This window comes from Pasteurella multocida (genome assembly GCF_900187275.1).
In the GTDB taxonomy this organism is placed as follows: domain Bacteria; phylum Pseudomonadota; class Gammaproteobacteria; order Enterobacterales; family Pasteurellaceae; genus Pasteurella; species Pasteurella multocida.
On record NZ_LT906458.1, the window covers coordinates 788,804 to 808,917 of the forward strand.

At 40.6% G+C, this 20,114-nt stretch carries 19 protein-coding genes; 8 read left to right on the forward strand and 11 right to left on the reverse strand.

The window, feature by feature from the left end; translation table 11 throughout:
• The first annotated feature begins 248 nt into the window (after positions 1 to 248).
• From CKV69_RS03670 to yfaE, 4 genes are all read left to right on the forward strand, one after another.
• Complete coding sequence (locus CKV69_RS03670) at positions 249 to 1,757, forward strand: sodium-dependent transporter (RefSeq protein WP_014326064.1); 1,509 nt, start codon at positions 249 to 251, stop codon at positions 1,755 to 1,757.
• The gene (locus CKV69_RS03675; protein WP_005716345.1) at positions 1,757 to 1,849 is read left to right on the forward strand and encodes a methionine/alanine import family NSS transporter small subunit; all 93 of its coding nucleotides are present in this window, start codon (positions 1,757 to 1,759) and stop codon (positions 1,847 to 1,849) included. The genes CKV69_RS03670 and CKV69_RS03675 overlap by 1 nt, the downstream gene beginning before the upstream one ends.
• A gap of 261 nt (positions 1,850 to 2,110) precedes the next feature.
• Entirely contained in the window at positions 2,111 to 3,241 is a 1,131-nt protein-coding gene (gene nrdB / locus CKV69_RS03680; RefSeq protein ID WP_005726684.1) for a class Ia ribonucleoside-diphosphate reductase subunit beta, read from the forward strand.
• Positions 3,242 to 3,312: 71 nt separating this feature from the next.
• A complete protein-coding gene (yfaE, locus tag CKV69_RS03685) occupies positions 3,313 to 3,561 on the forward strand; it encodes a class I ribonucleotide reductase maintenance protein YfaE (protein WP_005716349.1) in 249 nt (82 codons plus the stop codon).
• Between the two features lies 1 nt (position 3,562).
• On the opposite strand, the gene CKV69_RS03690 is transcribed toward yfaE, so the two are convergent.
• Genes CKV69_RS03690 through ttrB form a run of 3 tightly spaced genes read right to left on the reverse strand, consistent with a single transcriptional unit; the run spans position 3,563 to position 8,428 of the window.
• On the reverse strand, positions 3,563 to 6,652 hold the full coding sequence (locus CKV69_RS03690) for a tetrathionate reductase subunit A (protein ID WP_016504451.1): 3,090 nt from the start codon (positions 6,650 to 6,652) through the stop codon (positions 3,563 to 3,565).
• A complete protein-coding gene (nrfD, locus tag CKV69_RS03695; protein WP_016504450.1) occupies positions 6,645 to 7,694 on the reverse strand; it encodes an NrfD/PsrC family molybdoenzyme membrane anchor subunit in 1,050 nt (349 codons plus the stop codon). The genes CKV69_RS03690 and nrfD overlap by 8 nt, the downstream gene beginning before the upstream one ends.
• Positions 7,691 to 8,428: a tetrathionate reductase subunit TtrB gene (gene ttrB / locus CKV69_RS03700; protein WP_005726687.1), complete on the reverse strand. Its 738-nt coding sequence runs from the start codon at positions 8,426 to 8,428 to the stop codon at positions 7,691 to 7,693. The genes nrfD and ttrB overlap by 4 nt, the downstream gene beginning before the upstream one ends.
• A gap of 147 nt (positions 8,429 to 8,575) precedes the next feature.
• Here ttrB and CKV69_RS03705 point away from each other — a divergent pair, with 147 nt between their 5' ends.
• A complete protein-coding gene (locus CKV69_RS03705; protein WP_025248472.1) occupies positions 8,576 to 10,291 on the forward strand; it encodes a sensor histidine kinase in 1,716 nt (571 codons plus the stop codon).
• Positions 10,285 to 10,863 carry a response regulator transcription factor gene (locus tag CKV69_RS03710; protein ID WP_016504525.1) on the forward strand — a complete coding sequence of 193 codons (579 nt, stop codon included), beginning with the start codon at positions 10,285 to 10,287 and terminating at the stop codon, positions 10,861 to 10,863. The genes CKV69_RS03705 and CKV69_RS03710 overlap by 7 nt, the downstream gene beginning before the upstream one ends.
• 34 nt (positions 10,864 to 10,897) lie before the next feature.
• Here CKV69_RS03710 and dapB read toward each other — a convergent pair whose 3' ends face one another.
• From dapB to ribH, 6 genes are read right to left on the reverse strand one after another with little or no spacing between them, the layout of a single operon-like run.
• Positions 10,898 to 11,710, reverse strand: a complete 813-nt coding sequence (dapB, locus tag CKV69_RS03715) for a 4-hydroxy-tetrahydrodipicolinate reductase (RefSeq protein WP_005716403.1) — start codon at positions 11,708 to 11,710, stop codon at positions 10,898 to 10,900.
• A gap of 54 nt (positions 11,711 to 11,764) precedes the next feature.
• Positions 11,765 to 12,406: a homoserine/threonine efflux transporter gene (locus CKV69_RS03720; RefSeq protein WP_005716404.1), complete on the reverse strand. Its 642-nt coding sequence runs from the start codon at positions 12,404 to 12,406 to the stop codon at positions 11,765 to 11,767.
• Positions 12,407 to 12,414: 8 nt separating this feature from the next.
• Complete coding sequence (locus tag CKV69_RS03725; RefSeq protein WP_014326070.1) at positions 12,415 to 12,900, reverse strand: phosphatidylglycerophosphatase A family protein; 486 nt, start codon at positions 12,898 to 12,900, stop codon at positions 12,415 to 12,417.
• 9 nt (positions 12,901 to 12,909) lie between these two features.
• A complete protein-coding gene (gene thiL, locus CKV69_RS03730; RefSeq protein WP_005716408.1) occupies positions 12,910 to 13,902 on the reverse strand; it encodes a thiamine-phosphate kinase in 993 nt (330 codons plus the stop codon).
• A gap of 16 nt (positions 13,903 to 13,918) precedes the next feature.
• The gene (nusB, locus tag CKV69_RS03735; protein ID WP_005726695.1) at positions 13,919 to 14,353 is read right to left on the reverse strand and encodes a transcription antitermination factor NusB; all 435 of its coding nucleotides are present in this window, start codon (positions 14,351 to 14,353) and stop codon (positions 13,919 to 13,921) included.
• A 5-nt stretch (positions 14,354 to 14,358) separates the two neighbouring features.
• Positions 14,359 to 14,832: a 6,7-dimethyl-8-ribityllumazine synthase gene (gene ribH / locus CKV69_RS03740; RefSeq protein WP_005716415.1), complete on the reverse strand. Its 474-nt coding sequence runs from the start codon at positions 14,830 to 14,832 to the stop codon at positions 14,359 to 14,361.
• Between the two features lie 214 nt (positions 14,833 to 15,046).
• On the opposite strand from ribH, the gene CKV69_RS03745 reads away from it, so the two are divergent.
• A complete protein-coding gene (locus CKV69_RS03745; protein WP_005726696.1) occupies positions 15,047 to 16,258 on the forward strand; it encodes an aromatic amino acid transport family protein in 1,212 nt (403 codons plus the stop codon).
• A gap of 55 nt (positions 16,259 to 16,313) precedes the next feature.
• Here CKV69_RS03745 and CKV69_RS03750 read toward each other — a convergent pair whose 3' ends face one another.
• Complete coding sequence (locus CKV69_RS03750) at positions 16,314 to 16,976, reverse strand: NAD(P)H-dependent oxidoreductase (protein ID WP_014326072.1); 663 nt, start codon at positions 16,974 to 16,976, stop codon at positions 16,314 to 16,316.
• A 221-nt stretch (positions 16,977 to 17,197) separates the two neighbouring features.
• Between CKV69_RS03750 and CKV69_RS03755 the strand changes: the two genes are divergently transcribed.
• Positions 17,198 to 18,577: a Do family serine endopeptidase gene (locus tag CKV69_RS03755; RefSeq protein ID WP_014326073.1), complete on the forward strand. Its 1,380-nt coding sequence runs from the start codon at positions 17,198 to 17,200 to the stop codon at positions 18,575 to 18,577.
• 94 nt (positions 18,578 to 18,671) lie between these two features.
• Here the strand turns inward: CKV69_RS03755 and CKV69_RS03760 are convergent, their stop codons facing one another.
• Positions 18,672 to 20,099, reverse strand: a complete 1,428-nt coding sequence (locus CKV69_RS03760; protein WP_014326074.1) for a YdgA family protein — start codon at positions 20,097 to 20,099, stop codon at positions 18,672 to 18,674.
• Between the last annotated feature and the right edge of the window lie 15 nt (positions 20,100 to 20,114).

Below are 20,114 nucleotides of genomic sequence, written 5' to 3' on the forward strand. Positions count from 1 at the left end.
CTGACTCTTTTTTTGGGGAGTATTTTGTACTAGCACCGATTTCAAAAATAACTTGTTAAAATTGTTAAAATCATTTTTCAGATATAAAAATCTAAAAATAAGAATAGACTAAGTGTTTTGCACTATTAAATTCAACTTTAATCGCCAAAATAAAGTATATCGCCCTATTGACTGCTCTCTAAATTTCATTATATTTCTGAACTCTAACATTTTTTTAACCAAAACAAACAAAAACAAAGGTTGCTACTATGACAACATCTTCTCAAAGTCGCGAAACGTTCTCTGGACGTAAAGCGTTTATTTTTGCTGCCATTGGGTCAGCAGTTGGGTTGGGAAATATTTGGCGTTTCCCTTATGTAACTTATGAAAACGGTGGTGGCGCGTTCATCATCCCTTATTTAGTTGCATTATTGACAGCCGGGATTCCACTCTTATTTTTAGATTATGCGATCGGTCATAAATATCGTGCTTCTCCACCACTGGCATTTCGTAAGTTAAACAAAAACTTTGAAACCTTTGGTTGGTGGCAAGTGTTGATCAACGTGATTATCGGGATTTACTATGCGGTCATCATTGGTTGGGCCGCCTCTTATACGTATTTTTCATTGAATAGCGCGTGGGGGGCAGATCCCGCGAGTTTCTTCTTTAAAGAATACTTACAAATGGCAGAAGGCGTGGCAGTTAATTTTGACTTTGTTGCCAGCATAACCGGTCCATTAGTCGGTGTATGGATATTTATTTTGGTTATCTTGGCGTTAGGCGTACAAAAAGGGATCGGTAAATCCGCCACCTTCTTTATGCCACTTTTAACCGTGATGTTTGTGATCTTAGTGATTACCGCGCTTTTCTTACCAGGTTCTGTAAAAGGTTTAAATGCGTTGTTTACGCCAGACTGGTCTAAATTATTAGAACCAACTGTTTGGGTTGCCGCTTATGGACAAATTTTCTTCTCGTTGTCTATCTGTTTCGGTATCATGATCACTTATTCGTCTTACTTGAAAAAACAAAGTGATTTAACGGGTTCAGGTTTAGTCGTTGGATTTGCTAACAGTAGCTTTGAATTATTAGCCGGTATCGGTGTATTCGCGGCATTAGGCTTTATGGCAACTGCGGCGGGGAAAGAAGTGAGTGATGTCGCTACTTCAGGAATTGGCTTAGCCTTTATTGCCTTCCCTGCTATTATCGACCAAGCCCCATTTGGCAGTGTGATTGGCGTATTATTCTTCGGTTCCTTATTATTTGCTGGTATCACCTCATTGATGTCGATCTTAGAAGTGATTATCGCGGCGGTACAAGACAAATTAAGAATGCGTCGCTCTGTTGCCACTGCATTGACTTGTGTACCAATGGCAATTGTTTCCGTCTTACTTTTTGGTACCACCACTGGTTTACCTGTGTTAGACGTATTAGATAAATTTGTAAATAGCTTTGGTATTGTGGCTGTAGGCTTAATGGTGATTTATGCAGTATTAATCAACGAATCACTTTCTGGCTTAGCGGCACACTTAAACGAAACCTCTTCCTTTAAAGTTGGTGTGGTATGGCGTGTACTTATCGGCACTATCACGTCAACGGTGTTAGTGTATATGCTCTTTACTGAAATTAACAAAGTGGCAACTGAAGGTTACGGTGGCTACCCTGCCTGGTTCGTCAATACCTTTGGTTGGGGCATGGCAATTGGCTTAGGGGTGATCGCTTTCATGCTCTCGCGTTTACCTTGGAAACACTTAACCGATTCGACAAAAGGAGATAAATAATGGGTACTAGCGCAATTATTATGATGATCGTGGCATTAGTGATCATTTGGGGAGGATTAATTCTCTCGGTGTCAAGATTACCAAAAGAATAAAATCACATTTCCCTTTAAATCAGCACCTTTTGGGTGCTGATTTTTTTATCAGTAAATCTAACCAATTGATTACTAACCACTTATTTTTACTCTTATTATTCCACTTAATTCCTTCTGATTAAATTCACTGAATAAATGAGAAATATTGTCATTTCTCTAGCTTAAAATCGATGACTTAGGTAAAATGACGACGTTTATTCGTTTATTAAGCGCATCAAAAGTGCGGTGCTTTTCCCGTACTTTTCCTATGGAGAACACAACATGGCCTATACTACATTTTCACAAAACAAAAACGATCAATTAAAAGAGCCAATGTTCTTTGGTCAAAATGTGAACGTTGCTCGTTATGACCAACAAAAATATGAAACTTTTGAGAAATTGATTGAAAAACAACTTTCGTTCTTCTGGCGTCCTGAGGAAGTCGATGTATCACAAGACCGTATCGATTACCAAGCGTTACCAGAACACGAAAAACATATTTTCATCAGTAACTTAAAATACCAAACCTTATTAGATTCTATTCAAGGTCGCAGTCCAAACGTGGCGCTCTTACCACTTGTGTCTATCCCTGAATTAGAAACTTGGATCGAAACTTGGACCTTCTCTGAAACCATTCACTCTCGTTCTTATACCCATATTATCCGTAACATTGTGAACGATCCTTCCGTGATTTTTGATGATATCGTGACCAATGAAGAAATTATCAAACGCGCCAAAGATATTTCTGCTTATTATGATGATTTAATTCGTGATTCACAGCTTTATACTTTATATGGTGAAGGCACTTACAATGTAGATGGTCAAGATTGTGTGGTCACATTACGCAATTTGAAAAGACAACTTTACTTATGCTTAATGAGTGTCAATGCGCTAGAAGCGATCCGTTTCTACGTGTCTTTTGCCTGTTCTTTCGCCTTTGCTGAACGCAAATTGATGGAAGGGAATGCAAAAATCATTAAATTTATCGCACGTGATGAAGCTTTACACTTAACCGGTACACAACATATCCTCAACATTATGGCATCCGGTCAAGATGATCCAGAAATGGCAGAGATCGTGGAAGAATGTAAACAAGAAGCTTACGATTTGTTTGTTGCTGCGGCAGAGCAAGAAAAAGAATGGGCTGATTATTTGTTCAAAGATGGCTCAATGATTGGCTTGAACCGCGATATTTTAGTGCAATATGTGGAATATATTACGAATATCCGGATGCAAGCAGTCGGTCTCCCACTACCTTTCCAGGCACGCTCCAATCCAATCCCTTGGATTAATGCTTGGTTAGTGTCGGATAATGTACAAGTCGCCCCACAAGAAGTCGAAGTCAGCTCTTATTTAGTTGGTCAAATTGACTCAAAAGTCGATACTAAAGACTTTGGCGACTTTGATCTCTAAACGTTGTTAAAAAAAACCGCACTTTTCGCGTTTTCTGAAAAGTGCGGTTATTTTTTCGCTGATATTTGCTAATGAAAATTCATTTAATCCATAGCCAAATTACTCTCGACTACGATAATCAAACTTCTCTTCTTTCTCATTTAGAAAATCACGGGATTCATCACGAGTATCAATGTCGCTCGGGTTATTGTGGTTCCTGTCGTGTCAAAATTAGCAAAGGCAAGGTATCTTATAAAGAACCGCCCCTTGCCTTTGTACAACCTAATGAGATTTTACTTTGTTGCTGTCAGGTTGATGAAGATTTAGACATCGAGATGTAAGCTAAATCACTTTCTGTAATTTCGCGGGAATCCCTTGTCGAACAGCAGAACCACATACCCAATCCACCCAAGGGGAAACAATTTCTTTGGTGTTATCTAATAAACCTAAGTCATTAATGTTTATTCCGCGCTGAATTTGTGGCGCCCCTTGGATCTCTTTTCCATCAATCACATAGCTCTTAGCACCTAATTGCTTATGCCCATAACCATGTTCAATGGCAATCGTCCCCTTGATGACGCCCTCCATGACGATAATTTGTACCAACCCTTTTCCGCCCGGAGTACTGAGTTCGACCAAATCACCATGTCGTAAGCCCTGTGTCTGCGCATCTTGTTGATTCATCGCCACAATACCTTCTGGTTTAATACTCTGTAAACGGAGTAACGGTGCGGTGATACTGCTCATTAAATTAGATTTAAATGAAATCAACTTAAATGGCCATTCTTTGCTTGGATAATGGCTTTCGAGCGTTGAATTATCCGCAAATTGCGGTTCAAAATACTTCGGACAGCCGTGGTAATGTTGACCCGTTTGCGCGTGTTTCGCTTTAGCGACCGTTTCATTCCAAATTTGCAGACATTTTTTCCAACGCGCTTGCATATTATCTTCTTGCCATGCACTTTTATACGGTGCAAAACGTCCTCCCTTGCAATACACATTCGCCACTTTCAGTACTTCTTCGGCTTTTAAAGTTCGCTGTAAAGTTGGCATGAGGCGCTGTACCCCAGTTAACAGTAAATCTTCCTCTGTCGCATCATTCACTGGCGCTTTCCCGTCATACGCAATATTGGCAGCGGCACGTAAAAAATAGTCTTCAGTACAGTTTAAAGGATAGCTATTTTTTTGTTTATCACTAATCGCATTTTCACCAAATCCAGGTAAATCCATCGCTTTGGCGATAGCAATGATAAAACTTTCCATACAAATGGTTTCGCCACTCGCGGTTTTTGCATTGTGAGACTGAATAATTGGCCAACGCGCGGTACTCGTTTTGGTCGGTACGCCTGCCCATGGTGTACTGAATCCCCAACTCTCAAAATTATGGGTATCTGGCACAATATAATCCGCTAAGGCAGTGGTTTCATTCATGAAGGCATCTACGGCAATAAAGAGCGGTAAAATACTCGGATCACGTAGTTTTTCATCCGTAATGTGATGAATCCCTGTCATGCCATAAATCGGATTACTCATATGGCTAATCCAAGCTTTGAGTGGGTAAGGATAGCCTTGTAATGCGGAAGTAATCATTTCTGACATTTGTCCACCGACAAAAGGATACCATGAGGCTTTCGCAGGGTAAGGAGAAAGACCTTGTTCCACTTTACGCTTGAATTCACTTGATTTCTCATAGGCACGTTTACTGCGTGCTAAGTTTGTGCCTTTCGGGTTGACCATATTCGGAAAATTGGCTAAATCATAACGCGGTCCGGCACCAAAATCTTTAAACTTTCCGCCAGACATACTCATGCCGCCCTTTTTGTTCATATTTCCAACCATGGCATTGAGTAAGAGAATTGCCCACGCGGTATAAAACCCTGTACCATGCATGGTGCCCCCATGGGTTACCACTGCGGCACGATGTCCGTGTGAAGTGAATTTTTTTGCCAATTCAATGATCGTCGCCACAGGTACACCACAATGTGTGGAATATTGTTCGATACTGTGTTCAAAACAAGATTCTTTAAATAATTGCAAGGCGGATTTCGCTAAAACAGAGGTCCCCTCTTTGAGTGTCACCATTTCTTCCACAAAAAGGACCGCACTTTGACTGTCTTTTGCGGCAATCATTGCTCCCGTTTGTTGATCCTTCAGCAAAATATCACCATCCTCAGGTTTTTCTGGTGTTGGACTATCCATCACATCCTGCACACGTAAGGCTTGTCCATAGCGTTTATGTTGTGGATCAGCAATAAACAAATGTGTGGCATTACAAAAACTCACCGCGTTCGCGCTTTGCATCGCATTTTCACTCGGTATGGCTAAGTAGTCCGCGTTATAACGTGCATTCTCAATGATCCAACGTAACATGGCTAAAGACAAAGAGAGATCTGTACCCGGGACAATCGGTACCCAACGATGCTGATTAACCGCACGGCTTGAACTGAGCTCTAAACGCGGTGCCACCACAACATAGTCAAAATTGTCTTCTGTGCGTTGTTTTGCGAGTTGACGCGCTTGGCGTTTGAACGGGTTACCCGCTTGCGCAGGTGATGTTCCCATAAATAAAATAAATTCAGCATGATCCCAATCTGGTTTGGCATGCGCGTTGTTCGCGAGGTCATTCATAAATGCCCCCGATCCCGCGCGATAAGACAAACCACAAAATGAGCCATGTGAAGCAAAATTGATGGTACCAAAACTGTTGTTAGCAAAACGTTTCAATAAAGGTTGACGCCCTTCAGGTCCTGCAAAAGTCACCATTAATTGATTGACTTTCGCACCAAATTCAGGATTTTCTTGATCAACAGGCGTTTGTAAATCTCGAATTGTTTTCAATCCTTCTACATGTCCTTCACCAAACAGATCACCGCCATTGACCACTTCATCCACCAATTGCTCAAAACTAATGGTTTGCCATTTTCCTTCGCCTCGTTTCCCAACTCGTTTTAACGGTTGTGTCAACCGATAAGGGCTATTAATCCCTTCTAGGAAAGCAGCACCACGCGCACAAGCAGTGGAACGATTAGCTAAGCCACTTTCTCCCGCCACACTTAGCTCTGCCTGTTGGATAGGTTGGTTAAAATCAAGATATTGATCGGCGGATAATGGGTGATAAGGATTACCGTTAATGCGTAATACTTGATTTTTGGCTAAATCCACACGCGCCCGTAAACCACATAAAGTCCAGCAGCCCATACATTGGGTATTACACACAACTTGATGACTGTTACTGATTAATTTACCTTGTTGTACTTGATATTCCGGCGTTAATGCATTGCCATTGATTTTATCCTGTGTATGTTCGCCCGATGTACCTTCAAGCAAGCCTGTGGCAATTTCTTTCACTTTAGGCGAATACCCCGTGACAAACGCCGTTGCTGTACCGAGCGCTAACCCACCTTTTAATAAATTACGTCGTTGATTATTCATGGTTTCCCCCAGTCAAATGAAGTGGTGCTAATGCAGCAGAAAATACCCACCAAAGTACGATACTAATACATAGCCATAAGCTAAATACCGACAGGATGCCAATCGCACCGTCGATATGCCAAGTTAATTCATATGGGTTGATTAACGCATTGTATTTAGCAAGACGTTGTACTTCGATCAATAAGATCCAACGAACGACCCAAGTCAATAACAAGGCGAGCAATACCATCATGCCCTGTAACCATAATGATGCAGTCAGATAAGTACCTAACAGCAATCCCCCAAGCACAACTAGATCAAGCATCGGCAGATCACTCACTTGCCACAGCTGTGTCAGTTGAAGTGCGGTCTGTTCTGAAGAAAAATACACCCCCAACAATGTTCCAATAAATAACATCAGACTGATGAAGGTCAGCGTTGAAAGATATCCTGCAATTTTCCGTTGGCTAAACACCGCAATCAAAAAGCGACAAAGCAGTAATGTGCTTGGAAAAACACTAAATAAAATCAACGGCATAAGCCAAGATTGATGCCATAAAGGACGGGCCTCCACCACAAACACTTCCATAGTGGTATAAACCAAAATGGATAAAGCAGAGAGAAACGCAAACACTCGGAAGAAAGTTGTCCAACGAAGGAGATTCAACTGTCCCCAATAAAGAAAATGCAAAAACCGAGGTAAATGCTGTTGTGGAATAGCTTGACGCAATAAGCATAAAAAATACCCTACTACAGCAAGCGTAAATAAAGGTAAGAAAATCGCGCCCCATGCCATCCAAGACCAAGGAGTAAGGTGTAAATAGAAATTTACAATCCGACTAGGTTGGTGTAAATCCGCGGTTAAGGCGATCGGTGCCACAATCGCACAACTTAGCGCAACGATGATGGCAATGAATTCATGCTGGACATTTTTCTCCATTTTATGAATGAGTAAGCCAACAAATACACCAGAAAAGGCGAGACCGATAAAAAAGAAATAGCTCACCGCCCAAGGTAACCATGCAATAGCTTGCGGTTCCACCACGATTTCACGAATGATCATAATCTTCCCTCCGCACTTTGCCATAACATAGATTGCCCCTGCACTTGATTAACAAAGGCGTCATCTAATCCTAAATAGAATACATGCGGCACTGTACCCGAATTTGGTTTTAAGACTTTGAGTTCCGCTTTAAATTCTTCTACCATTTTACTGATCGTGCTATTTGGATCGCGTAAATCGCCGATAATCCGCGCGCCACCCACACAGCTTTCCACACAAGCCGGTAATAAACCGACCTCCAGTCGATGTGTGCAAAACGTGCATTTATCTGCTGTTTTTGTTTCTTCGTTAATAAAACGTGCATCATAAGGACAAGCTTGTACACAATACGCACAACCGATACAACGTTCATTATCAACTACCACGATACCATCTTTACGTTGATAGGTAGCTTGCACAGGACAAACCGGTACACAAGGCGGGTTATCACAGTGATTACATAAACGTGGTAATAACACATTATTGACCACTTGTTTTTCATCAGTGACTTCGTATTGACGCACAGTGGTTCTAAATTCGCCAATCGGCGTCGCATTCTCAATCCCACAACTTACAGTACAAGATTGACAACCGATACAACGACGTAAATCCACCAACATGGCATAACGATGTGCTTCACTTCCCTCTCGTCTAGCAGGTTGAAAAGCATTTTCTGCTTGACTCAATGGAATAAAAGCTTGCCCCACACTTAATAATGATAAATTTTTGAGAAAAATACGCTTACTCATTTTCATGGTTAGCTCCTTCTTAGTTATAATTCTTCGCGCAATTGCGTTATAATTTTTTTCTCGTATTGTTCAGGAAGGACGGTGAAAAAACTATTGTGGTTTTCCACATAAACAGTGAGTGAATTTGATTTCAATCAAGAAAAGGAAGAAAAAGTGAAAAAATGCAGTTCATTTTTAAAAATGTTTATTTTATTACTCAGCTTCATGCCAGCGCTTGTTTATGCACAGCAATGGAAAATTGGTGTTCTGGCACAACGAGGTGTGGCACATACGCACGCTACTTGGCAACCTTGGATAGATTGGCTTAACCAACACCTCTCACCTCATCAATTCACCTTAGTTACCTTAGATCTTAACGATCTAATACAAGATCAGGCGCAAGGCGTCGATTTTATTTTATCCAATCAAGCACAGTTTTTTTATTTAAACAATAATGAAGTACGTTGGCTGGTAACTTTACGTTCACCAAGGCAAATTCAATCTTCTACCATGGGCAGAATTGGTAGTGCGATTTTAGTTCGTCAAGACAGCCCATTCCACCAGCTTACTGATTTACGCCACAAAACCGTGAGTGCAGTAGGTGATAATGCCTTCGGCAGCTTTCTACTGGGCTATAACGAATTCTATCAACAAGGTTTAGTCGAAAATAAAGACTTTCAATTAAAATTTACGGGTTTCCCTGTGGATAATACCTTGCTACTGCTGCAAGAAAGAAAAGTTGACGCGGCGATTGTGCCGGTGTGTATTTTAGAAGAATTAGTCAACGAAGGTGTGGTGAAAAAAGAAGATTTTCGACTCTTAGCCGGCAAAGAAAATGTGTTAGGTTGTCTCGCTAGCACGGAATTGCTGCCAAACTGGTCTTTAGCAGCACTTTCACAAGTACCAGATAGTCTTGCATCAAAATTGGTCACACTTTTATTAAGTCAAGTGCCTGCACATTTACCACAATGGACACCGCCTTATTCTACCTCACAAGCCGATACTGTGTTACGAGGATTATACAAACACCCACAACAAAACTTATGGGACAGTACAAAATATTGGCTACAACAATATCAAGGTTGGATTATTTTTGTTCTCTTATTACTTGTCTTAAATTATCTGTGGATTAGCTTTCAAATTCATCGTAAAAGCAAAGCGTTGCAACAAGCTTATCGAGAAATGCGACACTATGAACAGCAATTAGTACAAGCTGATCGGCTAAGCATTTTAGGCGAAATGAGTACAGGCATTGCCCATGAAATTAATCAACCTTTATCCGCCATCCGTATGTATGTCGAAGGGGTGAAATACCATTTAGCACAGCTGCCTGCCGAAAAAAATACAGTTGAAATTTTAGATAAGGTATTACAACAAGTTGATCGCAGTGCAGATATTATCCGTAATTTAATGAATTGGGCAAAAGGCAAAAAAACACCAAGTTCTGAGTGTGTGGCACTCAAGCCCTTACTACAACGTGTAATCAGCTTTATGTCTTTACAAACACATCAGAAATCCCAATTAAACTTGAATTGTCCAGCCTCGTTAAAACTCAAAATTGATACGACTTTACTCGAACAAGTTTTGTGTAACTGCTTGCTTAATGCTTCACAAGCGGGAGCAAGTGAGATCGAGGTGAACGTGAAAGCCGTGGGCGAATACATGACTATTCATATTGTTGATAATGGTTCAGGCTTCAAAGCTGGCGAACTTGCTTTTCCATTTGTCCCTTTTCGCAGTAGTAAAGCGAATGGGCTAGGTTTAGGTCTGGTACTATGTCAACGATTAATGCGTTCGATTAATGGTGACATTTCTTTGCATAACCGCCTTGATCAACAAGGAGCGGAAGTGATTTTAAAATTACCAAATAAAGTGGGGGAAACATGTTAATTCATCTGGTTGATGATGACTTAACCGTTTTGGATGCAGCGCGTTTTTTATTAGAACAAGCTGGCTATCAAGTCCAAACATGGTCAAATAGCCAAGCCTTTGTGAATAAAGCACCGCTGTTTGAACCAGGTGTCGTATTACTGGATATGAAAATGTCATTACTTGACGGTCATCAAGTACATCAATTTTTATGCCAACAACAAAGTACGCTTGCAGTAGTGATTATGACAGCACATGCCGATGTGCCCATGGCGGTGCAAGAACTCAAACAAGGTGCGGTAGATTTTTTACAAAAACCTGTTCAATTTTCGCAATTACAATCTGTATTAAAAACCGCAACACAAACCACGCAATCACATTACGAACGCTATAAGATTCGACATTGTTATGCCCAGTTAAGTCGAAAAGAATTGGATATTTTGGCATTGTTAATTCAAGGCTGTATTAATCGGCAAATTGCTGAAGCCTTAAATATTTCTGTGCGTACTGTGGAAGTGCATCGCTCACATATTATGGAAAAAATGCAAGCGCAAACTATTGCTGAATTGATCTATAAAACCGCTCAACTCTAACAAAACAGCAGAGGTTTACCTCTGCTGAATTCGGTTAAAGCTGATTTAAATCGAGCACATCGGTCATATCAAATAACCCCTTTTCTTTTTGTGCAAGCCACTTCGCTGCACGTACCGCCCCTTTGGCAAAGGTCATGCGACTTGTGGCTTTATGAGCAATCTCAACACGCTCACCAATGTCCGCAAACCACACACTGTGCTCACCGACAACATCACTTGCCCGTATTGTGGCAAAGCCAATCTCATCCCGTTTACGTTCACCCGTAATACCGTCACGGGCAAATACGCCATGTGTTTTCAGATCCCGTCCTAGCGTTTTTGCAATATGTTCTCCCATCGATAACGCGGTCCCTGAAGGCGCATCCACTTTATGACGATGGTGGGCTTCAATAATTTCAATATCACAATAATCGCCCATGACTTTGGCGGCTTTTTCTAACAACTTGAACACCAAATTCACTCCTACGCTAAAATTAGATGCGAACACAATGCCAATACTGTCTGCAGCTTGCTGAATTTTCGCTTTTCCGTCATCATCAAAGCCTGTTGTACCAATTACCATATTTTTATGCTGTGCCACACAAAATGCAAGATGCGCTAAAGTTCCCTCTGGACGAGTAAAATCAATCAAGAGATCAAACTGGTCTTGTTGGCTGGCTAAATCATCGGTAATCTGTACACCAAGATGACCCACATTGGCTAATTCTCCGGCATCTGCCCCTAATAAAGATGAACCTTGACGTTCAAAGGCAGCCCCTAAGACGACCCCCTCCGTTTCACTTACCGCTTGAATCAATTGGCGTCCCATTCTGCCGCCAGCACCGACGATTGCCACACGTAATGTCATATTATTATCCCCTTTTGCTATATCGCGCTATATGAAATGACCACCACAATGGCATCATTTCGAGATAAGTGGGGTCATTTCCCCGATACCACTATACATTAAATACACACCAAACAGCAGAAAAATCACGCCTGAAAGATGATCAATATATCGACTATATTGACTATAAAACTGCTTTGCCTGTTGACGTGAAAAAACAATTGAAATGGCATAAAAATACAAGAAAGTTTCTAATACAATGATCAAAAGTGCGCTCCAGATCTGCCATGTTTGGGTTAAATTAACTAAAACCAAAGACATCACACTAGCAAAGTAAATCACCGCCTTAGCATTAGATAAATTCACTAAAAGCCCTTTGGTGATTTCTTTTTTGATGCTGGTCTGTTTATTTTGTTCTTGTTCAGAAACTGGCTCGAAAACCACATTTTGTTGACTTTTTAACATAAGGTAACCCAAGTAAGCTAAATACCCACCGCCTAAAGTCATGACTAATCCCTGTAAAACAGGAACCGTATTAAATAATATGGCTAAACCTAAAATAGAGGCTAATGCCCAAAACAACACCCCTAACGTAATACCAATCACGGCACAAAGTGCATTACGACGTGAATTACTGGCAGCTAATCGACTGACATAAAAAAAGTCGGGTCCTGGCGTGATTAAACCGAAAAAATGTACAATAATAAGATTTAACATCACTTATCCTAAAACCAGAGACGTAAAATAAAAATCACCAATACTGCATAAATTGCCGCAAGTATATCATCTAACATAATGCCAAACCCGCTTTCTAATTTATGATCAAAATAGCGTATTGGATAAGGTTTGAGAATATCAAAGAAACGAAACAGAACAAACGCAGTCAGACACCAGAAAGGCGATAAGTTGGGAAGTGAGAGCAAGACAACGAAAATCCCCACAATTTCATCCCAAACAATCGCCCCATGATCATGCACTCCCATGTCTTCTGCGGTTTTCTGGCAAAGATAACACCCTAGAGCAAAACAAAGTGCGGTGAAAAGAAAGAAAAAACTGAGGTTCAAGTACTGTAATAATCCCCACCCAAGCATTAAACCAACCATACTCCCCCATGTTCCCGGTGCAGGACGAATCAACCCGGCGCCAAAGCCGAGGGCGAGAAAATGAATGGGATTGCTTAATTTAAGCTGTTGAAGCGGGGTTTTTAGCATAAGCTCATCTTATTTGAAATGATCAAAACCCGATTGAATAGTGATATCAATCGGATTTCCATCGCGTTGAAATTTGATACGTTTTTTATTCTGTGGACTAATCGCGCGAACTTGTCCAACACAAGTATAATCCACGCCGATATAAGCTAACGCACGCTCTAATTTCGCTTTATTACTGTCGGGTACCGTAAAACAAAGCTCATAATCCTCACCACCACTTAACGCAAAGGTCTCTGCTTGTTCGACACCAAAAACATTCACTAAAGAAGAAGAAAGCGGTAATTTATCCAACTCAATCACCGCACCACATTGGCTACGTGTAAGAATATGATCTAAATCGGCCAAAAAACCATCTGAGATATCAATTGCCGCATTGGCTAAAGAAGAGACAGCTAATTCTAAACCGAGTAAAACACGCGGTGTAGGACGAAGATGACGTTGGATAAGAAATTCATGATCGGAGTTAAGTGGTGTCTGCTGACTTAACAATAACGATAAACCGGCTGCACTGTCACCTAAGGTACCAGAAACATAGATCCAATCCCCCACGCTCGCACTATGACGACATAAACCTTTTCCTTTCGGAATAATGCCATGTGCGGTTATCGTCACAGACAAGGGACCTTTCGTGGTATCTCCACCGATTAAATCCACATTATAGTGATCTAACACATCAAAAAAACTTTGACTAAAATCACTTAACCACTGAGCATCGACATCGGGTAAAGTTAACGCCAACGAAACCCAAGCCGGCTCAGCGCCCATGGCAGCAAGATCACTTAAATTCGTGACAGCGGCTTTATAAGCTAAATCTGCTGCATGCATACTCGGTAGAAAATGTGTATTTTCTACCATAGTATCGGTTGTAATGACTAAACGTTGATTTTGACGTAATTCTGTAATGGCACAATCGTCCCCAATAGACAAAATCACATCTTTACGCGCGGTGCGTTTTGACGCGGTGAAATAACGTTGAATTATGTCAAATTCGCCATGACTCATTCTTCACCTATGCTACTTATTTGCGTGATAACACCGGTGCGACTTTATCTAATACGCCATTGACATATTTATGACTGTCTTCTGCACCAAATACTTTTGCCACTTCAATTGCTTCATTAATAACAACCTTATAGGGCACGTCTAATTCAAATTTAAGCTCATAGACCGCAAGGCGTAAAATGGCTTTTTCAATCGGATCAAGTTCACTGACCTCACGATCCAAATACGGCATCATAATATTATCTACTGCATCGACATTTTCTGCGGTTTGGCGGAAAAGGCGACGGAAATAAGCTGTATCGACACCTTTTAAATCCTGTTCTGCCATAAAATTAAGCTCAATTTCCGCAGGGGAATTTTGTGACACATACCAAGAATATAACGCTTGTACTGCACATTCTCTCGCACGACGACGTGGCGAGATTTTTTTCTCATGTTTTTGTTCTGTCATCTGAATTACGCCGCGTCAATTTGCGCTAATAAATTTACCATTTCTAAAGCAACTAACGCAGCTTCCGCCCCTTTATTCCCCGCTTTGGTGCCAGCTCGCTCAATTGCTTGCTCAATGTTCTCTGTGGTTAATACACCAAACGCAACGGGAATATCTGCATTCATTGCTACTTGACCTAATCCACTGCTAGCCTCACCCGCCACATACTCAAAATGCGCGGTGCCACCACGAATAACGGTTCCTAATGCTACAATCCCATCGTATTTTTTACTTTCTGCTAAACGGCGAGCCACTAACGGTAATTCATACGCGCCCGGCACACGAACTAACGTAATATTTTCTTCTTTGACTTGTCCGAGACGTTTTAACGCATCTAATGCACCTTCAAGTAAACTTTCATTAATAAAGCTATTAAAGCGCGCAATCACGACCGCAATTTTGGCATTTGGCGCTGCCACGGCACCTTCTAATACTTTCATATTCTTTCCTAATCTAAAATTAATGGGTAAAATCGGTTGCGAATTTTAGCATAAAATTTTTCTTCGTTCAGTAGTTATCTTTCTATTGAGTGTCATCCTATTTAAACAAGCAGCTGTAAAATAATAATAACACTGTAAAAAAATGGTTACATTCAGTGTTTTTTTCCGTTAGAATGCGGTTTGCTTATTCATTTACGTTTTTTGAGAGTAATTTATGAAAAATAAAACCTTTGGAAGCGCATTATTAGTTGCGGGAACCACCATCGGTGCCGGCATGCTTGCTATGCCATTAACCTCGGCCGAAATGGGCTTTACTTACACGTTAATTCTATTATTTATCCTATGGGGACTGCTCTCTTATAGTGCGTTACTTTTTGTTGAAGTTTACCAAAAAGCAGAAACCAAAAATGCCGGAATCGCTACCCTTGCGGAACAATATTTTGGCTTACCGGGACGTATTTTAGCTACCTTGTCACTTGTCGTTTTTATGTACGCGATTTTATCAGCTTATGTCACAGGGGGCGGTTCACTTTTAGCCGGTGTCCTTCCTTTTTTAGGTGAGCATGCCACACCAATTTCTATCGTTTCTTTCACGATTGTCCTTGGGGTATTTATTGTGATCAGTACAGGCGCAGTAGATATGCTCACACGCTTCCTATTTATGATTAAGTTAGTGGCTTTTGTGTTTGTCTTATTGATGATGTTACCTTTGGTCAATGGCGATAACTTACTGGCAATGCCATTAAAAGATTTTTTAATTATTTCTGCCAGTCCCGTATTTTTTACCTCTTTTGGTTTCCATGTCATCATTCCAAGTATTAACAGCTATTTAGACGGCAATATTCGTCGTTTACGTATTGCAATTATTACGGGGACAGCGATTCCTTTAGTGGCTTACATTATTTGGCAATTAGCCACTCATGGTGTTTTCCCACAAGCCCAGTTCGTACAAATTTTAAATACTGACCCTACTTTAAATGGTTTAATCACGGCAACTTACCAAGCCACAGAAAGCGCTATTATCAGCCATGCGATGCGTTTATTCTTTACCTTAGCACTGATTACTTCTTTCTTAGGTGTCGCGTTATCTTTATTCGATTGTTTATACGATTTACTTAAACGAGTAAAAATCAAAACAAACCGTGTGTCGCTAGGTTTACTTACCTTCTTACCCCCATTAATTTTTGCGTTGTTCTACCCTGAGGGTTTTGTCATGGCATTAGGTTATGCGGGGCAAATGTTTACCTTTTACGGTTTAGTATTACCTGTTGGCATGGCATGGCGTGCTAGAAAACGTTATCCGGATCTACCATATCGTGTCATGGGAGGCAACCTTACCTTATTCGGTGCCTTAATCTTAGGTATCTTGATTATGAATGTGCCTTTCTTAATCAAAGCTGGTTATCTCCCTGCTGTTATTGGTTAATTCACATAAGCAATCACATAAGTGAAAGGCGAACCATTGAGGTTCGCCTTTTACTTTATTTCAACCAAGTTGTTATTTCCGTTAAAGGCTTACGTGATTTTGCTTTGACTTCTTTCGCTCGATAACCAAATGTTACCGCGACAGACACACCATATTCATTCGGATCAAATGCACCGGTTTGACTCAATAATTGATTCACTGCGCAATAATCAAACCCTTCGACAGGACAAGAATCAATACCTATCATTGCTGCCCCTGTCATCATGTTGGCGAGGGCAATATAGGTTTGTTTACACGCCCAATCAAATAAAGTCCGCTCATTGTCTAATACTTGAATATCATCACGCTGAAAACGTTCATAAATGGCAAGGGCTTTTTGCATCTGTGTTTCTGTTAATCCACGTTTAGCGAGAATATCGTGGAAATAAGGCGAATCATAGCGGGCATTCTTTTTCGCTAAAATAAAGACAAGGTAACTGGCGTCGTCTAATTGCGTTTGCATTCCCCAACTGACTGCTTTTAATTGCTCACGTAACTGACGATCTTGTACTACCAGAAAATGCCACGGTTCTGATCCAACGGAACTTGGCGATAAACGGCCTAATTCAAGAATATAGTGAAAATCCTCTTCGCTGACTTTTTTATTTGGATCATAACGGCGTATTGCACTACGGAAATGAAACGCACTCAGGACTTGTTGTTTCGTGTGTTGGCTCATGACATGACTCCTTAATCAATAACCAAGAAAAACGTACTCGGATAGCACGCTAACAAGAAAAATCACAACTATCATAACATGCTTCTCCTTATCCTGCCGCAATCTTGCCTAAGTTAAAATTTTTCAGTTCGTCGAACATTTCCTCATTTTCTTTGTCTTATGTGATACCTAAATCATTCGACTCGGTTTAGTGTGTTTGAAATTTATTGGAGAAAATAACAATGAAAAAAAGACGTTTTCTATTAACAAGTATTGCACTCGGATTAAGCATTTTATCGACGCCGATGATAAGTCAAGCGTCCTTACCAACTCATGTTGACGGTCAGCAAGTACCTAGCCTCGCCCCCATGTTAGAAAAAGTCTTACCTGCGGTGGTTTCCATTTCTGTGGAAGGAAAAGCCAAGAATCATGGTGGTGTACCATTTCAGGGGATTCCTGAAGAATTTCGCTTTTTCTTTGGTCCTGATGTTTTCAATGATCGTGCCCCACGTAATTTCCGTGGTATCGGTTCAGGCGTCATCATTAACGCTGAAAAAGGTTATGTGTTAACGAATAATCACGTCATTGATAGTGCAGATAAAATCACCGTGCAGTTACAAGATGGTCGAGAGTTAAGCGCAAAAGTGATTGGTACTGATGAATTATCTGATGTTGCACTGATTCAAATTGAAAAACCCAAAAATTTGACCGCACTAACGATTGCTGATTCCGATAAACTCCGCGTTGGCGATTTTACTGTAGCTATTGGTAATCCTTTTGGCTTGGGACAAACCGTGACATCTGGTATCGTCTCTGCCTTAGGTCGTTCAACGGGTTCAGATAACGGTACGTATGAAAACTATATCCAAACTGATGCCGCAGTAAACCGCGGAAATTCAGGAGGTCCTTTAATCAACCTACAAGGAGAGCTAATTGGTATTAATACTGCAATTATTTCACCAAGTGGGGGAAATGCCGGCATTGCTTTTGCAATTCCAAGTAATATGGCAAATAACTTAGTACAACAAATTTTAGAATTCGGTGAAGTACGTCGTGGCATGCTAGGCATTAAAGGCGGTGAGCTCAACGCGGATCTGGCGAAAGCTTTTGATATTGAAGCTCAACAAGGGGCATTTGTAAGTGAAGTCTTGCCTAATTCTGCAGCAGAAAAAGCCGGTTTAAAAGCAGGTGATGTCATTGTCGCGATGAATGGTCAGAAAATTTCCAGTTTTGCTGAAATGCGAGCGAAGATCGCGACATCTGGTGCTGGGAAAGAAATTGCTCTCACCTATTTACGCGACGGTAAAACACATCAAACAAAAGTCACATTACAATCAGATGATCAGACTCAAGCCGATGCAAGTCACTTATTACCGGCATTAGCTGGGGCTGAGATGAGCAATCATGATGATAAAGGCGTCAAAGGCGTACTCATCACGAGTGTGACCCCTAAATCGCTTGCAGAACAACGTGGTTTGAAAAAGGGCGATGTCATTATTGGAGTGAACCGTCAAAAAGTAGAAAATTTAGGTCAACTGCGTAAAATTTTAGATGCAAAACCTTCGGCGATTGCTCTAAATATTGTGCGTGGCAATACGAATTTCTATCTTCTTATTCAATAACTCCAGTACAAAATAAATCAGGGGATACACAATGTATCCCCTCTATTTTTAGCGTGCGAAAAAACGAAAAAAGTCACCGCACTTTTACCAATAACTAATATCCCATCCCTAAGAAAAAGAGTACCACCATCATTAAGATTTGTTCTTCTGGAATTGGTTGTCCATTTAATTTAAGTGCATCGTTTTCGAGTAACAACCCTAAATTAATCGTTTTTTCATTCTCCACAAAAACGCCTTGATTAATCGTCTCTGCAAAGGTTTCCTCCATTATTTGTGTCGCGCTTAACATGGCTTCTTCTTTGTTTTTACCTTGCGCTTCTTCTGTCATGGCTAACAGTTTGATCATAGCGTCTTTACTTAAATCGACATTCACCGCCAATTGCTTAAATAGCGATAAGACTTTACCTTGCTCTAACATGTCGACATCGCCATTTGCCATTTCCACCACAAGATTTGCTTTCAGATCGCCCCCATCCGTCGTGAGTTTGAATGGCTCAATCTGTAATAATGGCTGGTTCCTTAAAATGGTTTTGGCTAATGCTTGAATTTGATCATCTGGTAACGCTTCATGTTCTGCTGTTTTTTCCACTATATCGAAAAGGGTATTCATCGTATTCCCTTCAACATGCGCTAATTTCACCCCAGCCTGAAACTCACCCACAGACTTGCCATTGACTAACATTTCTGGGGCTTTAGTGAACACGTTATAGTCAACAAAAGCATCATTCTTTTGTGTATTAATATCTAATGACATGTTTCGGTATTCAACATTAAACTCTCTCATGTCTTGCTCAGAAAGTGAGAGACGGAAACTGTCCACTTCCATGGTTTGTTTACCTAATGGAATATGTTCCCACTCAGAATGTTTTAAATCACTTTTTGCTTTAATATTATTCAATTCAACCAATGTTTTAGCGTTATTATCATCACTCTCAAATAGGAATTTCAATCCATCAATATTCGCGTCAGATTGCCCCACACCTTCGGCAGTCAGCTTATTAAATTTAACATCAACGCCTTTCCAAACGATATCAACATCGCTGAATGCTAATTTTGCAGGTGCCATTTTAGCCTCTCCTGTAAAAGTAGAATCAAAACCGACTTTAATTTTACTTTCAAAAGGATTCTGCCCTTGTGCATAATCAAACCAAGCTTGCGTATCTTCATTTTTGACAATGCGATCATGGGTTGAAAATAAAATAGGCACTAAATCAAAATGCGTAATACGATCTAATGGGAAAGGTCCATGATATACCGTACTTTCAAAAGGAATTTTGAAGCTCATATCAGGAAAGGCTGCAACAAAATCATAAGTAACGTTTGAACTAAAAATGCCGCGTTCAATTTTTAAATTGTCGAATTTCACTTCGCTCCCTGGTTTTGCACCAACAAACTTCGCATTAATTAAATCTAAACGCTGTTGCGCACTTTCTTCCACTGATTTTCCGGTATACCATGCACTCCCCGTCCAAACAGCCCCTAACGCAACAATAACACCTAATGCAACTAATGATTTTTTCATAAATAAATTTCCTAA